Consider the following 15955-nt stretch of genomic DNA (forward strand, 5'->3'; position numbering starts at 1 on the left):
GTCAGCTAGCGGTCATGAGCAGACGTTCTCCAGGTGAGCTAGCCTTCAACATCGGCACCATCCCAATCTCTCGGATAGCTGCCAGCACATTACTCCGCTACTTCTTGCATCCCGTACTAGGCGGGGAGACTGGACATGTGGATTGACGCTACTCTAGCGAATCAAAAGGATTGGGGGTGTATGGAATGGCCGGGAACAGCTCTGTGCGACCCAGCAGGAGTGGCGACCAGTTTCACTACCACTGGGCTGCGCGCCAATGCTTGAAACTCCTTCCTGGAGCTACAGACCTAGTCGCGGTGACTATCGAAGGCGCCTCGAATCAGGAAGCCACGGACGCTTCTCCTGATGGTGACGAGGTCATCGACGTTGCCTTGTACTTTGGAAGCGAGGATATCCCGGCATCCCGCCGGGTCCATTACATCCAGTTGAAGCATTCGACGAAGCGCGGCGACAGGGAACTGAAGGCCAGCGACCTGAAGGGAACCATCGCCGGTTTCATCGCCAAGTACGTTGGACTTCTCTCCCATTTCTCTGTCGACGACCTCGCGAACAAGTTAAGTTTCGAATTCATTGCGACCAGACCCGCTGATTCAAAGGTAATGGAAGCGCTCGACGACCTAGCTAATGGCGCAAAGGATCGCCATCCGGCCGTCAGGAAAACGCTTGTTGGCGGCGCGGCACTGGACGAGGCACAAATACAAGAATTCTTCCAGCTTTTCAGGCTCCAGCCTAACGAAGACGATCTCTGGGTCCAGCGAAACCTATTGACCCAAGATGTCTGCGCATTCCTGCCAGACGCCGACATGGATGCACCCGTTCAGCTGAAGGAACTCGTGACCCGCAAGGCCACGGCAGAGTTCGAGCGAGACCCCGCAATTCGCCGTCGGGATGTCCTGCGGGCACTGAAGACCTCCGAGGAGGATCTACGTCCAGCCGAATCGCATATCCCTGACACGTCGGGAATGTTTCCCCGGAGACAGGAACCCGAGATTCTGTCGACGGTCCGAACGACAGATGTGCCTTTCGTGATCCATGCCGATGGAGGCGTCGGGAAGTCGGTAATCGCCTCCCGCATATCGCACCTGATTCCCCCCGGATCGGAGGCCGTGCTTTACGACTGCTATGGCGAAGGACTTGGTCGATCCGTCCTGCATTTCCGACATCGGTTCCGGGATGCGCTCGTCCAAATTGCCAACGAGCTGGCCGCGCGCGGCCTCTGTTACCCACTTATCCCAAGTACCCGGGCGGACGGAAAGGCGTACATGAGGGCCTTCGTCAGCAGGCTCTCCCAAGCCGTCGACTTGCTTCGCGCGCGGGATCCCGATTCGAGCCTGTGCATCATCATTGATGCCGCAGACAACGCCGAAATGGCTGCCGAGGAGCAAGGAGAGCCTTCTAGTTTCGTGCGAGACCTTATTCGGACCAGCCTGCCCCCTGGTGTCAGACTGGTCATGACCTGCCGTACGCATCGGCTGTCCAGACTGAACGCGCCCCCGCACGCGAAGCTGATCGAACTTCTCCCATTCTCCGAGGATGAAACGGCCCGACACCTCAGGAGCGTTTATCCAAAGGCGACAGAAAGCGAAGTCAAGGAATTTGCATTCCTGAGCAGCTCCAATCCGCGCCTGCAGGCATTGGCGCTATCCCAGGCCCTTCCATTACCCAAGATGCTGAAGGAGCTTGGACCTAACCCGAGTACCGTACAAACGGCACTTGGCGAAGTGCTTGAGAAGGCCATCGTTCGCTTGCGGGACAGGGTCGGCACGGTCGAAGCATCCCAGATCGAGGCGATCTGCCAAGCGCTTGCCGTGCTCCGCCCGCTGGTGCCGATATCGGTGCTGGCCACACTCTCCGGATCGCCCGAAGGCGCGATCCGCAGCTTCGTCACCGATCTCGGACGACCCTTGGTCATCAAAGGCAACGGTGTCCACTTCCTGGACGAACCTGCCGAAACGTGGTTTCAGGAACGTTTCAGACCCGATGCCACGGGCTTCAGGCAGTTTCTAGATCGGCTACAACCAATCGCCGCGCATAGCTCATATGCCGCTTCTGCACTGCCGCAGTTGATGCTTCAGGCAGGTCTTTTGAAAGAGCTTGTCGAGCTAGCATTGTCCGGAAAGAGCCTGCCGGCCGACAATCCCATTGAAAGACGCGACGTTGAGACCCAGAGGCTCACATTTGCTTTGAAAGCGTGCTTGATGCAAGGCAACAACGTCGCCGCTGCCAAGCTGGCACTGAAGGCCGGTGGCGAGTGCGCCGGCGAAGACCGACAGTACAAGCTTATCCAGGAGAACACCGATATTGCCGGCGCCATCATGGCGGCCGATCGAATCGAGGAGATCGTATCCAGGCGGGTCTTCGGGTCAACCTGGATGGGATCGCACCACGTGTACGACGCGGGCTTTCTTTCCGCACGTGAGGAATTCAATGCGGAGGCAGCGAGCAAGCTCCGGATGGCAACCGAATGGCTGAAGACCTGGGCTTCCCTTCCGGAAGAGGAGCGGCAATATGAAATGGTCACGGATGCCGACCGAGCCGAATTTGCACTAGCAACCCTCAGGATCAAAAGCCCTGCCGAGGCCGTATGGTTCCTCAGGCGTTGGACATGGCGACCACATGCCCTTGCCGCAGGAAGGCGCATCGCTCGTGGCCTTGCCGATATCGGTCGATTGGACCAACTCGATTCATTCTGCATGGCGGCATCGAGGAACGTCTGGCTGGTTCTAGGCCTGGCAATTGAAGCGCGGGAGATTGGCCACCTGCTCCCGGCAGAGCCGATTGCAAGGGCGCTCCGCCTACTTACCGACCGGCGCATTAAGCTGGATGGACTGGACAGCCAATGGAACGACCCTTGGCCCATCCTGCGAGCGGTCTGCTCCACCATCGAGATCGCCATCAAGATACTGCCAGCGGAGCATGAGAAATGGGCCAGAACAATCCGCCGATACCTGCCAGCCACTCCACCCAATGACCTGACCAGCAGATTCAACAATGGGCGATCGCAGCTCTTGCGTGCCTATGCCCTCGAGGCAGCGCTTCGAGGCGAGATCGTGACCTTGGATCGCCTGTTACCGCCTTCCATCGACAAGAACAGCGAAGAGAAGAGCGCGCACAGAAAAAGTCAGGAGCGGGAGGTCTTCGACCGGGAAGTTGGAGGTCTCCTTCCTTGGTTCGTTCTTGCCGCAGACATAGCGTGTGGTCGCAGGCCCGCAAATGTGGATGAGGCAATCGACGAGGCGTGCATGGCGACGAGTCGTGCTGAAGCACGGGTATACGGACAGGAGCACACGCTGCGGCAGACGGCTGCTATCGAATGGCTGTGCATCCTGCGGGACCTGTCTGCCAGCGCCCCCCCAGACCCCACTGCCCTGAGGGAGTGGATTTCCAAGCTTGAGCAACCGCTTTGGACCGACACGCTTATTTCGCTTTGCCGTCTGGCGGGTCACATCGAGGGATTTGACGACTTTGCTCTCTATCTTGCCGGTAGTGTGTACCGAGACCTTGACGGGTCACGGGACCATGCGGAAACGCGCGCCGCGTCCTATGTGAGCCTGGCGCGCTCCATACTGAACGTCAGTCCAGCGGAGGCTAGCGCCTGCTTCAACCAGGCGATCGAAATCTCCAATCGAATCGGCGAGGAGAACCTGTACAGGTGGGATGCCTTGCTCAATCTGGCCCAATCGGCAGGATCCGGTACCACACGACGGCCAGAAACGGCATATCACTTATCGCGGGCGGCGGAACTGACGTACGAATACGTCGCTCGCGACAAGCATTTCGCCTGGGATAACACGGTCCAGGCACTGACTGATCTTTGCCCGCCCTCTGCATTCGCGATATTAAGTCGCTGGCGCGACAGAGGGTTCGGTGACATGAGCCGCCTGCTGCCCGAAGTGGTTTATCGATTGATGGATAGCGATCAAATGCCTTCCATCGCCTCCATCGCGCTTTCGGGAGTGGACGCCTATTGGCGCAGGCGCAAAGACCTTCTGCGCGCGCTTGGTCAGGAAGGTCGCCCCGAGGTACGGCAACGAATCGCGGGCGTTTCCTATCGCTACATTCGCCTGAGAGGCCGAAAAGCCAGGTCCTGGTCTAAACTTGGTGAGATCGCGAAGGAATACGACCTCGATTTCCCTGATCTCGAACGACTCCTTGCCAAGAGTGAAAGGGACGAGGCGCTTCAAGAAGCCTTGAAAAAGCGCGCTAGTCGAGCGTACTTGGGATCGCCGCCCAATGAGGCGACAGATACGAGACATCGTCCGAATTGGAACACCTACTTCCAAGGTGTCGATTTGACCGATCCAGATGCGCTCAGGCTTGCCTATGCCGACCTTCGCGACTTCGATCCACCACTCGAGCTAGAGAGGTTCTTTCGAGAAGGACTCTCCAGAATCAAGGTGGGTCATCGACCCGACTTCATCAACGCGGTCGTAAAGTGGCCGGACTTTGGGTTGTTCGAATTAAGTTACCTCTTAAATGCAGTCGGCCGACCCTTCCCGACGTTACAGTCCCTACGTGCAGCCCTGCGGTCGGCGGTGCTGGTAGCCTGTCGGAATGATCCGACCCGCGTTAGGTGGGGCCGCTGGGGATCAAGTATCGACTTCCACGAGCTCCATGAAGCGGGCATCGTGTCAGATGGCGACGTCATTAAGGCTGCACTCGAGGGATTCACGGCGTACGCGGATTCGATGGATGCGAGCGATCTGTTCCAGATGCTGGAGCCGCTTTCCCTATCAATCACACCTGAGGAAGCCGATGAGGTTCTCAATTACGGCCTGAAGCTACTGGACGATATACTCAGGCCGGACGACGGAGACGGCCCGTGGCAAGCCGATCTGGCCCCTCCCGAGTCGGTCATCGGCGCCTTCGCGGGCTTCATCTGGGCGGGACTTGCATCCCCGGAAACCGCTAAGCGGTGGGAGTATGCCCATGTTGTCCGCTCGCTAGTTGAGCTAGGGTGGACCGAACTCCTCGAACTGTTGTTTGCGTGGCTAAAGCGAACGGATGCCGTTCCATTCACCGATCGCGGACTCGAGTTCTACGGATGGCATGCCCGGCTCTGGTTCCTGATTGGAGTCGCCCGTGGCGCAATGGAGAATCCGGAGAGCCTACGACCCTTTGCCATTGGCATTCGAGATTGCCTGGAAATGGATCACGTGCTCATCCGGGACTTCGCCGCACGTACGCTCCGGTCGCTAGTCCATGCGCAGATCGTAGGCGAAGAGTTCCTGGAGTCGGTCATGGAAGTCAACCAACCAAAGCTGCCGGAGATCATCACAGGCAAATGGGGAGGCCGAGATGAAGAAGACGATGAGCCCGATGCCCGGGCCTCGGATGATGAAGATAGATATTACTTCGGAATTGACATTGGCCCCTATTGGCTCGCCCCTCTCGGAAGGGCGTTCAGACTGTCGGAGGAGTCGGTCGAGAAGCGCGCGCTACGCGCGATACGACAACATATGCGATGGACGAAGAACAGCGACTGGAGCCATGACGCTAGGCATGTCCGAAAGGTGTTCCGCGACAGAGAGACATACCATTCCCACGGCGGCAGTCCGGATACCGATGATCTGCGTGCATATCATGCGTTCCACGCCTTGATGTTCTCGGCTGCGGAACTTCTCCGCGAGAAGCCTATTCTGCGAGACCCCGATTCGCCGACAAACGAATTCGAGGAATGGATATCCAAATATCAACTTACCGATCCATCGGGAAGATGGGTGTCTGACCGTCGGGATCCCCGGCCGATTGGAGAACTAGCAGTCCCTAGTGAATACACAGAAGGGGAATGGTGCTGGAGCGTCACCGCGGACTACCTAGATCAGCAGCTTACAGCGGAAAACGGAATGACAGTAGTTTCCGGAAACTGGACTGGACGCATCATCAGAGCCAAGGAGGACGTATCCATCCGTAGTGCCCTCGTAACAAAGGACGGAGCCGAAGCATTGGTGTCTGCCCTGCAGACAGCGCCCGAACTTGGCAGGTTCAGATTGGCCGGCGAGGATGAGGAACGTGATATAGACGTCGGTACAAAGAAGCTAATTGGCTGGATCACTGAGCACAGCACGCCACTCCGACTCGATGAGGCCGATCCTTGGGGTGAGGGCCTCCGCTTTCCGGGGCCAGCGCCGTTCGACAGCGTTGTTGAGGGGTTAGGTCTGGCTGGTTCTCCGGACAGTCGCCGATGGGTTGCCCCTGCGGGTGGAGTTCTACACACTGAAACATGGTCGGACACGACCGGTTATGGCGACAACAAGGAGAGCGAGGCCGGCTGGCGCATGAGTTGCAATCTGGCATTCATCCGCGAGCTACTCAAAGCCAACTGCGGGATGCTGCTTATTCTGAGTGTCGAGGTCCGCCGCCACCCCAAGCGGGACCACGATGATTGGGAAAGCGAACAGTTCCACTATGCCCCGTACAGCCGCTACTACTTAATGGGAGAAGACGGTGTCGCTCACTCGCTCTGATGCAATTGTGGAGCTCGGCAAGCGCTTGGTCGCGGAACTGAGTACGGACGAGGACCTCCTAGCCTCCTGGATGGCACACGACATCGCGGAGAAGATCGCTGCCACCGAGACCGCGAAAGGCAAGGCCAAGACGGCTGCCGAAACGGCATGCGCCAAGGCTATCCTAATGCTGTGGGAGTATCGCGAATCACTGCCAAGAAGATTTCGGCCATTCAGGGAGCTGGAGCCCGCTCTCCGCACTCTGGCCTCGCTGGATATTGATCGAAAGGAAAGCCTCTACTTTCCCAACCATCTTCGCGCGGCCGAAGATATTGAACCCGACGAACCTGCGCGCACATGGCTTTCTCTCGCGATCGGCCTTGATCACACCGCCCGAATATTAATTGCATTTTCCCTACGGGAGGCCGCCGCGACGGCAGCAACCAACGCTATTCCATGGGTTACTCTGGCGCAAGAGGCAGGCATACAAGAAGATGTCGAAGAACCCTTGATCAGATTCGTTCTTGATCCGGATGAGCGGATTGATTCGGAATCATATTTAGCGATTAATAAAATTAAAGACAAACTCGCCAAGCTTGAAGAGTTCATGAGACTTGCAACCGTGATTGCTGATGAGTTGCGCGTTCGCCTATCAGTATTGGATGACGTAGAGAACGAACCAATTTAGCAAAGCTAGCAAGCTGTCGGAGGAGTGTGTTCCATATTTTGTGTAAGCAGTTCGGTGTCAGGAAGCTGCCGCCTGCCGTGTAAAACACCGTGAATCAGAAGTGGCCGGGCCGAGCGCGCGGTCAGAGTATTGAGAAATCCGGGCAAGCTAATGCCCGCTTTGGGGCGAGAGCTGCGCCTCCCTACCCGCGATAGACACCTCCGGCCCCTGCCCTCCAATGTCCGCTACCGGCCAAGAGCGGACTCTCACAGTGCCTCGAACCGGCCCAAGAATCTGTGTGACCTAGAACGAAGTTTCGGGCCGAACCCTACTTGAACATCTCCAACAGATCCTTGTCTTCATGCCGCTGCTCCCACGTGGAGAGAAAGCAGAAGCTCACGCCGCTTTGCATGGCAGCCTTTTGAAACCCGGCGAGTTCCTCCTTCGTGATCGGATACTCAACCGGATCAAAGTGCAGAATCGCCCATGGCTTTTGGAGTGAGAACCCAGGCAGGAGTTCCGAGAAGATCGCCTTGAGCTGGGGCTGGAGGGTAGAGAAGTCCTTGATCGGACCCGCGCGATTGCCAAGGGCATGACACTGGCGACGGATGGTCTTGTCTCCACCCACCACGCGCGCAATGAAGTGGTCCTGGTGCACTCGAACGTAGATCAGCTGACGGCGAAAGATCTTCATCACATTCTCAGCTCCACACGCTCGACGACCAGCCATGTCTCTGTCGTACTCACCGATCAATGCGCGGAAAGCGTCTTCAACCCAGTGGAACCCCTGCGCAGCAGATACAGCGCCACCAGGAATGGCCACAACGAGTTGATCGACGAGAACAAACGCTGTGTCAGCCCCCTGAACCCCTCCGGATCCGCTCCCACCACGTTCAACCAGAGATAGACGATGCTCGCGATGCTCACCACAGCGGTCACGGCATACGCCCTTCGGTTGGCAGACCACGCGCTCAATTCGATGTGCGACATCGCCGGTGCAATGATGTTTGCGATGCCGATGGTGTAGAAGCCGTGCATCGGATGGCCCATGGGCCAGAGCCCGTTGGTCAGCATGGAGATGCCAAATACCAACCAGCAGATCGCGCCTACGGCAATCCGGCGGCCGGACTCCCGCCATACCCCGATGGAGAACGCCACAAAGCCCATACCTGAGCCGATAGCCGCGATCCTGCCGCAGATGCTTGCGAGCGTTGGCGCCTGCAGCAGCTCGCTGGCGTGCTGCGCAAGCGGGTTGTAGCCCGGCGCGAACAGGGCGGCAACGCTGGTCCAGAACAGGAACCACGGAAGCGGGACCAGACCCGCACAGAGAAGCAGTCGGCTGCGGTGTGACACGTATAGTGGTCCTTGTTTGGCCTGCGCCAGTGGGTGGAATCCGTTCAAGCGCCGCAGAACCTTCCTGTTGTGGGCAGGACAGCTCCGTATGACTACAGCGGTAGTCAGATTCTGCGTGACGCCCCACGGGGTCAATAGGCAGAAAGTCACTCACGCATAGAGGCGAAGTACACGGCATCCATCAACGGCCGTCGCAGCGGTTCGGTTGCATGAGCGATCACACATGTCCGATGGGCGAGTGCTGTCGCATTTGCCGCGCCCTGCATCTCTGACGGAATGTTCTGTCGACTCCGTCCCAGAAGTGCCGCTCCGCCTAGCACGCCAAGGCTCTCGCCTCTTCCAACGCTATGCGACAATGCCAAAAGCGTCTCGGGTTTTGGCGGCATTGACCCCTCCCCCTTGGCATTCCCAACTACGTCAGGCAACTCTGGTATCGCCACCGAAAACGGGTGGCCGGGCCTCGAAAACCCGAGCTATTAGGATGTTGTTTGCACTTGCCAGCCGGCATCACCTTGCGTGGTGCCGGCTGGCATTCCGTCTGCCGGCTATGGCGGGCGGGGCGTGGGGGCCTCGTGCCCGCCGGTTTCTTCCTAGTAGCCCGGTTTTCGAGCCACGCTCTGCCCGCCACCTTTATCGGTGGCGGCGTCCGCCTGCATGCACGGAGCCCGCCATGACCACACCGCACTCCCCGCCCCCGCGCCCCATCCAGGAAGCGCCCTCGACCGCTCCGGCCCCGGACCCCAACAGCCTCATCGCCATCCTGCACGCCATCGGCGCGGGCGCTGCGGCCGACGGCCAGCCCTGGCCCGAGCGGCACCATCTACGCAGCCGGCAGATGGCGCTATCCGACGCCGACTGCGCACTCACCGGCCAGCGCATCGTGCAGGAGATCCTGCTGGCGGCCGAGCGCACGCGCCAGAACGGCGAGCCGGAGCAGTACGTGGGCGACCGGGTGATGGAGGGGCTGGTGATGGCCGATCTCGCGCTGACTGCCTTCATCCACGAGCGGATGCGACCCAAGGACTGAGCGCGCTTATGGCGCGGACCTTTCTGCCTGTGTGCGGGGTGACGAATGAAGATGCACGGCCTTGCCGCTGCGGTGGTGTGCATCGCGGTGATCGGCGCGATGTGGGTGGAGTGGCCCGAGCCAGCGGGCGATCAGGTCTGGGCGTACCAGAAGCTGCGGCCGGCCGATTACCGCCTGCTGCACAGTGATGCGCTCGGCTTCGTTACCGCGAAGGCATACGAGGGCTTTGAACTGTATGCGCGCCATGCCGGAGCGACGTCCTTCGAGATCCGGTGCAAGGGCGTGCTGGTGATGGACGTGGAGAACGCACCCTCGCGCGTGCTGATCCGCATGCCTGCCGATGCCCACTGGCGGGCACCGGATATCGAACGTCTGCGCATCAGCTTCGAGCGCTGGCTGGATCTGCACCAGAGCCAGGGGCGGTTGCTGGTGGAAAGTGCGGGGCCTTCGTGGGTTGAGACGCGGTTTGGGCGCTTCAATGGGTTGGTGCTGGATGAGCAGCGGTGCCTGCTTGGGGCCCCAGGCCGCCGCCAGCCCGATCCCACCAACTACTTCAGCGCTGAAGTGCCATCGTAGGCTGACGCTCACAGTTGCGCTGTGCCTGCACCGCAAGGGGCGCAGCAACTGGTCAAGGGCCAAACCCCAGTGCCATCGCAACCACTTTTCCATCCCGGACGTAGAAGCAAATGCTCGATCCACCTTCCGAGAACCCACAGGTGCGCTCGACCTTGAAGCCCCCCAGCGTTGCCTGCTCTGTGTCCCTCGGGCCATACCCGCCTGCTGCGCTGGCAGCCTTGGACGCCGGGTCACCCATGGCAACGCCTTTCAGCTTCACGCCGCGCAAGCTCTCGGTTCTGCCTGCAGCGGGTTGCCCCGCGCTGATCGATGAAACGCGGATCTCATCGATGGTTCGGAACCCCGGAGCGACGTCAGGGTTGGAGGTCATCAGCACCTCCCATCGGGTGGTGGGATCCAGGTACCTGCGCCGCATCAGTCCTGCCGTGTCCACGACCATCTCGCCATCACCATAGCGGCGCAGGACATCCCGCTCGCTGTAGACATGCGGGATGAAACTTCCATCGCGGAAGGCTTTCGATACAAAGTCCACACGTGGACTTCCTGCGGGAAAGCCTGCAGCTGCAGGCAACATACCCAGCGCAATCAAAATGAATCTGCGTGTCTTCATGACAACTTCGTCCATCCATCTGAAGGAATGATCACAGGACATTGGTGACTCATGCGCGGATAGCCCATTCGTTCCAGAGGCGTATCACCATTCCGGGTGATAGCAGTCCTTGTACTCGTCTTGAATCAGTCCTTGGTTCACATAGCGCCCCTGACTGGTCCTCAGCACGTCCCGCGCGAACCTCAAGGCACCGTCAACCGAATCAAACGTCCACTCGGTACCAAAGGGATGATCCGGATCCACCGCCTCGAACTCGTACACGTCGATGAAGCCAGGCGCTCCATTGTCAAACACTTCGCAAAGACGAACCCTCCAGGCGTTCAGATTGGCCTGCTCAATGGAGACAAAGCGAATCACACGCTGATCCAACTCATATCGATCGGGGAGCAGCTGCTCGACATCGCGGCCCGCCGAAAGATTGCCTGTTACATCCAGAACACAAAGATAGCGCTGCAATGGCCCCCCATTCCGTTGAGAAAACTGACCAGCCAACAAGCATCGGTGACTTCCGGAGCGACTAGGACGCCTCGCCCGAGGCATAGTGCCATGCACCCGACGATTGGCCGTCGTAACGGCTATCGATGTCCTCCAGCCATACCTTCAGATCCAGCAGAAACCTTGCATGGTCGAAGTCCTTGAACTTCACCCTGCCCAGTTGCTCGGCCAACTGCTCACGCAATTCGCGGGATACATACCGCATCTTCTCTTTCATCGAGAGCGGAACGATGGTCGGCAGGTCAAGCATTACATCGGTATAGAACTCCGCCTTCTTTCGTCGAAACTGCACTCTTCGCTTGAAATCCAGCTCGGGATCTCGACAGACGAAAAGCAATGCCACGCAAGCCACTTCGTTCCCGTAGCTCCTGGACTCGAATGTGGCGGAGCGCTCTACGTAATGACTCTTGATCCTGCCAACATGCGACTCCCAGTCGCAGTCCGCCACGAAGTTCAGTTTCATCAGTCCCACGCTCCATGTCAGTGCTGCGCGCGCATCCCGCACCTATTCGAGCAGGTCGTGCAGATCGATGCCAGACGGATTCACCAGGCGCTTCTCGCGACCCACATGGTGAAGCTCGAAGGTGCCTTTCTCTGAATCGATGACACGGGTGCCATCAAGCACCGCCAGAAACCCGAAGACCGCCGAACGGGCAGCTTCACCGGCAACGTCGCGCAACATGTCGGCTTCCACAGCGGACAAGCTGCTGAACCATTCAGACCGTGCCAACAGGTCTGGGGCCACCCGACGGCCCGGTGGATGCGCCAGGTTCGAGATCGTGCTTTCCACGGATGACTCAAGCACATAGCGCTGGATAGCGGATACAAATTCGTCAGCTTTCATGCCACTCCCTCGGCTTTGAAAATGAGCCAGAACACATTCGCCTGTCCGGACCTGCTGCCTCTTGTCCCTGCTCAGCCCGGCTCTCGCAGGCAGTGCGGCACAGCATGAACTCAATCCCGCCCAGACGAGTTCAGATCAAACGGAATACTCTCCGCAACACAGATTTTCCGCAACGCCGCCTCCAGCTTGCTGCCGTTGTCCAACGTTTTCAGTGTCACTGCAATCCCACCAGTGATCCCAAGCTTCCTCTGTGCACCTTCGGAGAGAGATAGCTCAAATTCCATGCGCTGCAGAGAGATATGCACCAGACCGCCATAGCAAGGCTCAAGACCTCCACCGACCTCGATATGGGCGTGCGCCATGCCCAGCTCTTCGTCCTGATCGTCATACGCCTTCGCGCTCTGCAGTATCACGTAACGAGACGGATTCGTTGAGCTGTCGGCCAAGCCAACTACGATGCAGTAGTCATCTTCCTCTATGGAAACGACTTCGGCCGTGAATCTGTACATTCCCCGGGTACTCCCGATATGTGGAAAAATCGATGTCTACTCTGCCGCTGTCGTGGTGCAGCTCTCAGGTTGCCCGTCACTGACCATCCGACCGATGTTGCAGTCGCTCCAGCCGCCGCATCCGCTTTACTTCCCTGCCTATCACAGGGTCGGATCGCAGCTCGTTCAGCAGCATCTTCGCCCTGGGGCTGCGGGACTTCTTCAGGGCGAGCAGCAGTAGCACACGCTTGGAACCAGCGTTGGGATCACTCGCCAGCCTGATGACATCATCAATGACGGTGTCGTCGGCTGCAGCGGACAGGATGCCAGCGGTCAGATAGTCGATCTGTGGCGGTAGCGCCAGCGTGTCACTTTCATACATTTCAACCAGGTATGGCCACCACGTTCGCGCGCCGGGTGTAGCCAGGGCGCGCAGAATTCCCTCGCGCACGCGCTCTGGATACGGGATCAGTGCATGCGCGAGAAGCACACGCAGGGCCGCATCGTTGTCACCCTTCCAGCCCACAAGGTCCCATACGGAATCGACATTCATTCCGGACCCGCGAAGCTCCCGGACCAGTCCGGCCTCCGCTTCCGCGAGGATCCCGGCGGCTTTCATCCGTTGTGCCTCTCTTTCCTGCTCACGCCGTACGAACTCCGGATCGGACATCAGCCTGTCCATCAGCTGTGAGGCGGTGATACGTTCGCTCATGCGTTGATCTCTCGAAGGAAGCAGCGGCCCAGCAGACGACGCCAGCACATCATTCCCACTGCGTTCTACACGGATGCGCAGTTTCAATCGCTCTGATCGCCCTTGCCACTTCTTCGCGGGGGCTTACTGCTGGCGACAGGACCATTGGGCCGAGGTTGGATTCAATGGGCGCCGTCTTGTCCAGCGCATCATGAAAAAGTGGCAGCACTGGACGAGCTCGACACCTCAGGATCGCCAGCATCCTGGAGGCGTAGAACCGGCCCACATCCCCATCTATCTCCAACAGAGAGGCGATCTCTCGCACGCTGGAAGGACTGGCTTCATCAAGCTGTCGTTTCCCGAGACTCGACAGACATTCAAGCAAGGCTCTCATGGCCAGGGCCCTTCGATCCGCATTCGGCTGTGCTTTCAGCTCGCGAACCTGCTGGACGACATGCCGGTCCACATCCACGTGACCAACATCAAGATCGCATCCCCTCACTTGGCGAATGGCCGAGGTCGAAGCAGAACCAGCCTCGATCCTGTGACCATCACCGTCGTCGCTACTCGCACTGACCGGGCCAACCAGGCCAAGCCAAACAGCGAGGGCGACGCATACAGCAGCACGTATGGAACCGCTCCGTGTCCGAGAATCGGCCCCGTACCGGGTAACACTCGAGATAGATACAGGAACCATTACCACTCCTCTTATCTCCCCTTCTCCATGCCAGCCTTCCATCAGTGAACCTGCGCAGGCGCCACCCGGTTACCCGACGTGCCGCGGAATCGCGTAGGTTGAATCACCTGTGATCGCTCGCTCAGGTCCACAACGATGTCGTCACCTGAGAACGTCAGCCGGAACCGGTACGCGTTGATGTTTCCGATCTCGTTGTAGTCGAAGACAAAGGTGTTGCTGCTCTCCCACCTTCCACCTACTGCTACAGGCAAACCAAAATTGCCGTTGCCCGACACGCGCGGAGTGCCATCCAACCCAACCGGCCGGGATGGTTCGTGGCGGCTGTCCAATTCAAGCTGAAGCTGCGCCACTTCTGCACCCGAGAACGTGAGCATCAACGACTTCGCGCCAAGCGGGTTCTCCCCCAGCACGTACCGCTTGCCTGACACCGTGCGTGCCAGTGGCGGCATGAACGATACCGGCGGAGGTGGAGCTGCCGCGTCGCTCACAGCGGCCTCCAACCGCGCCACCGCCGATGGATTCTCCGGCAAGGGTTGGTCAGACGTGAGCGATGCAAGAATGAAGGTCCCGATATCGCCGGGTTCGAACGTCCCGCCGGTGAACACGACGACGATATTCTTCTCTGGACTTACACTGATACGTTGTCCACCGCGGCCATTGGCCTCGAACAGCGACGGCTTCCTGTTCGGCTGCAACCATAGACCGTACCCGTACTTCTCGTCGCTGGCTTCCAGCTGTGCCTGCGGCCGAACCGCAGCACGCATCCATGCTGCGGGGACGAGTTGCCGGCCTTCCCAACGGCCATCGTTCAACCAGAGGTAGCCCAGCTTCGCCATGTCCAGGGGCTCAAGGTGCAGATCGCCCCACCCATACGAAACCCCGTGGCTATCGGCTGGCCAGGCCGCATGGTTGATTCCAAGTGGGCCAAACAACTCGCGACGGGCGAAGTCGAACGCACTCTGGCCGGTCGCCTTGGTGATCGCCGCAGAGAGCAGATGCATGCCGCCGGAGCAATATTCGAAATGGCTCCCGGGCTCGTCGCGCATCGGCAGGTCCAGCATGAACCGGCTCCAATCGCTGCTCTGCCTCATCCGCGACAACGTGATTTCGCCCTGGCTGGCATCGCAGTCCAACCCCGAGGACATCGTCATCAGATGCTCGAGGGTCACGTGCTTCTTCCGCTCGTCCAGATTCGCGATGCCCTGGGCGCCGAAGACCGACGTCAGCGGCTGGTGCAGTTCCAGCGCGTGCTTGCCGATCGCGATGCCCGCCAGCGTGGTGGTGACACTCTTCGTCACCGACGCAACATCGTGGTACTGCCCTTTCTGGAACGGCCAGAAATAGGCATCCACCACCACATGGCCATTGCGGATGATGGTCAGGCTGTGGATGGGCGTCCGGTGCTCGCGCACGTAGTCGAAGGCGTTGGCCAGTACCTCCGAATCCATCCCTTGCGCTTCCGGGGAGGAATGGCGCCATTCCTGCGTCGGCCAGTAGGTTTCCTGCGCCGCTGCATCGGGAATGCCTGCGTAGCCGGAGGCCACCACGGACATGACGCACGCAGCAACGAGTCGTATCGAATATCGCACGGGATCTCCTGGGCACTGACGGCGGAGGACACTGCGTCGCGTTGTGGGTCTGCCTGGCGCCGTAGATGGGCACGGGGTCGGCCAGCGCCGATTCTGCCACGGTATTGGGGCGAGTCCATGGCGTTGACTGGGCGCCACACGCCCCGCCTGCGAGCCCATCCGTACTTTTGTCTGTTCGCCCGCCGCTCGATCATCAAGGGCGGCGCCAACGTCAGGGGCGGTCTGTACTGACGGAAACCGAGCCGTCTTCCAGCAGGTGGACGCTTACATATGCGTCTGGCGGAGGTATCCGATCGATCGACGCCCCTGCGGGGAGAATGTCCCAACTTGTGATCGGGCCGCAGACTGTCCTATGCACCAAACGGCTGCTATCCAACCCTCGCTTGGCAAGCTCGGCCACAACGACTCCAGGAGGCTGGCGCTCGAAGCCCTTGTAGGCTGTGCACGTCTCTCCCGTCTGGCCAATGGGATA

Annotated in this window: 13 protein-coding genes; 4 read left to right on the plus strand and 9 right to left on the minus strand. The window is 59.4% G+C overall.

Annotated features, from left to right (window positions below; genetic code table 11):
* Positions 1-296: 296 nt before the first annotated feature.
* Positions 297-6467 (plus strand): NACHT domain-containing protein, encoded by a 6171-nt coding sequence (locus tag AB1281_RS18430; protein ID WP_430346615.1) that lies wholly within the window; start codon positions 297-299, stop codon positions 6465-6467.
* Positions 6448-7134, plus strand: a complete 687-nt coding sequence (gene avs3b, locus AB1281_RS18435) for an AVAST type 3 anti-phage proein Avs3b (protein WP_430346616.1) — start codon at positions 6448-6450, stop codon at positions 7132-7134. Before AB1281_RS18430 ends, avs3b begins: the two co-directional genes overlap by 20 nt.
* A 307-nt stretch (positions 7135-7441) precedes the next feature.
* On the opposite strand, the gene AB1281_RS18440 is transcribed toward avs3b, so the two are convergent.
* Together AB1281_RS18440 and AB1281_RS18445 are read right to left on the minus strand one after the other, a co-directional pair.
* On the minus strand, positions 7442-7807 hold the full coding sequence (locus tag AB1281_RS18440; RefSeq protein ID WP_430346617.1) for a hypothetical protein: 366 nt from the start codon (positions 7805-7807) through the stop codon (positions 7442-7444).
* A 56-nt stretch (positions 7808-7863) separates the two neighbouring features.
* Positions 7864-8466, minus strand: a complete 603-nt coding sequence (locus tag AB1281_RS18445; protein ID WP_401745673.1) for a DUF998 domain-containing protein — start codon at positions 8464-8466, stop codon at positions 7864-7866.
* Positions 8467-9136: 670 nt separating this feature from the next.
* Between AB1281_RS18445 and AB1281_RS18450 the strand changes: the two genes are divergently transcribed.
* Both AB1281_RS18450 and AB1281_RS18455 read left to right on the plus strand, forming a co-directional pair.
* Positions 9137-9493 carry a hypothetical protein gene (locus tag AB1281_RS18450; RefSeq protein WP_049444003.1) on the plus strand — a complete coding sequence of 119 codons (357 nt, stop codon included), beginning with the start codon at positions 9137-9139 and terminating at the stop codon, positions 9491-9493.
* A gap of 45 nt (positions 9494-9538) precedes the next feature.
* Positions 9539-10069 (plus strand): cold-shock protein, encoded by a 531-nt coding sequence (locus AB1281_RS18455; protein WP_430346618.1) that lies wholly within the window; start codon positions 9539-9541, stop codon positions 10067-10069.
* A gap of 52 nt (positions 10070-10121) precedes the next feature.
* On the opposite strand, the gene AB1281_RS18460 is transcribed toward AB1281_RS18455, so the two are convergent.
* From AB1281_RS18460 to AB1281_RS18490, 7 genes are all read right to left on the minus strand, one after another.
* Positions 10122-10679 (minus strand): hypothetical protein, encoded by a 558-nt coding sequence (locus AB1281_RS18460; RefSeq protein WP_430346619.1) that lies wholly within the window; start codon positions 10677-10679, stop codon positions 10122-10124.
* A gap of 84 nt (positions 10680-10763) precedes the next feature.
* A complete protein-coding gene (locus AB1281_RS18465) occupies positions 10764-11135 on the minus strand; it encodes a hypothetical protein (protein WP_241884483.1) in 372 nt (123 codons plus the stop codon).
* A 61-nt stretch (positions 11136-11196) separates the two neighbouring features.
* Complete coding sequence (locus AB1281_RS18470; protein WP_430346620.1) at positions 11197-11637, minus strand: hypothetical protein; 441 nt, start codon at positions 11635-11637, stop codon at positions 11197-11199.
* Between the two features lie 42 nt (positions 11638-11679).
* Positions 11680-12018, minus strand: coding sequence for a hypothetical protein (locus AB1281_RS18475; RefSeq protein ID WP_430346621.1), 339 nt, complete (start codon positions 12016-12018; stop codon positions 11680-11682).
* Positions 12019-12128: 110 nt separating this feature from the next.
* Complete coding sequence (locus tag AB1281_RS18480; RefSeq protein WP_430346622.1) at positions 12129-12527, minus strand: Imm10 family immunity protein; 399 nt, start codon at positions 12525-12527, stop codon at positions 12129-12131.
* 76 nt (positions 12528-12603) lie between these two features.
* Positions 12604-13218, minus strand: coding sequence for a hypothetical protein (locus tag AB1281_RS18485; RefSeq protein WP_430346623.1), 615 nt, complete (start codon positions 13216-13218; stop codon positions 12604-12606).
* A 717-nt stretch (positions 13219-13935) separates the two neighbouring features.
* Positions 13936-15447, minus strand: coding sequence for a serine hydrolase domain-containing protein (locus AB1281_RS18490; protein WP_430346624.1), 1512 nt, complete (start codon positions 15445-15447; stop codon positions 13936-13938).
* Positions 15448-15955 lie beyond the last annotated feature (508 nt).

The organism is Stenotrophomonas sp. NRRL B-14846 (assembly GCF_050473585.1).
Lineage (GTDB): Bacteria > Pseudomonadota > Gammaproteobacteria > Xanthomonadales > Xanthomonadaceae > Stenotrophomonas.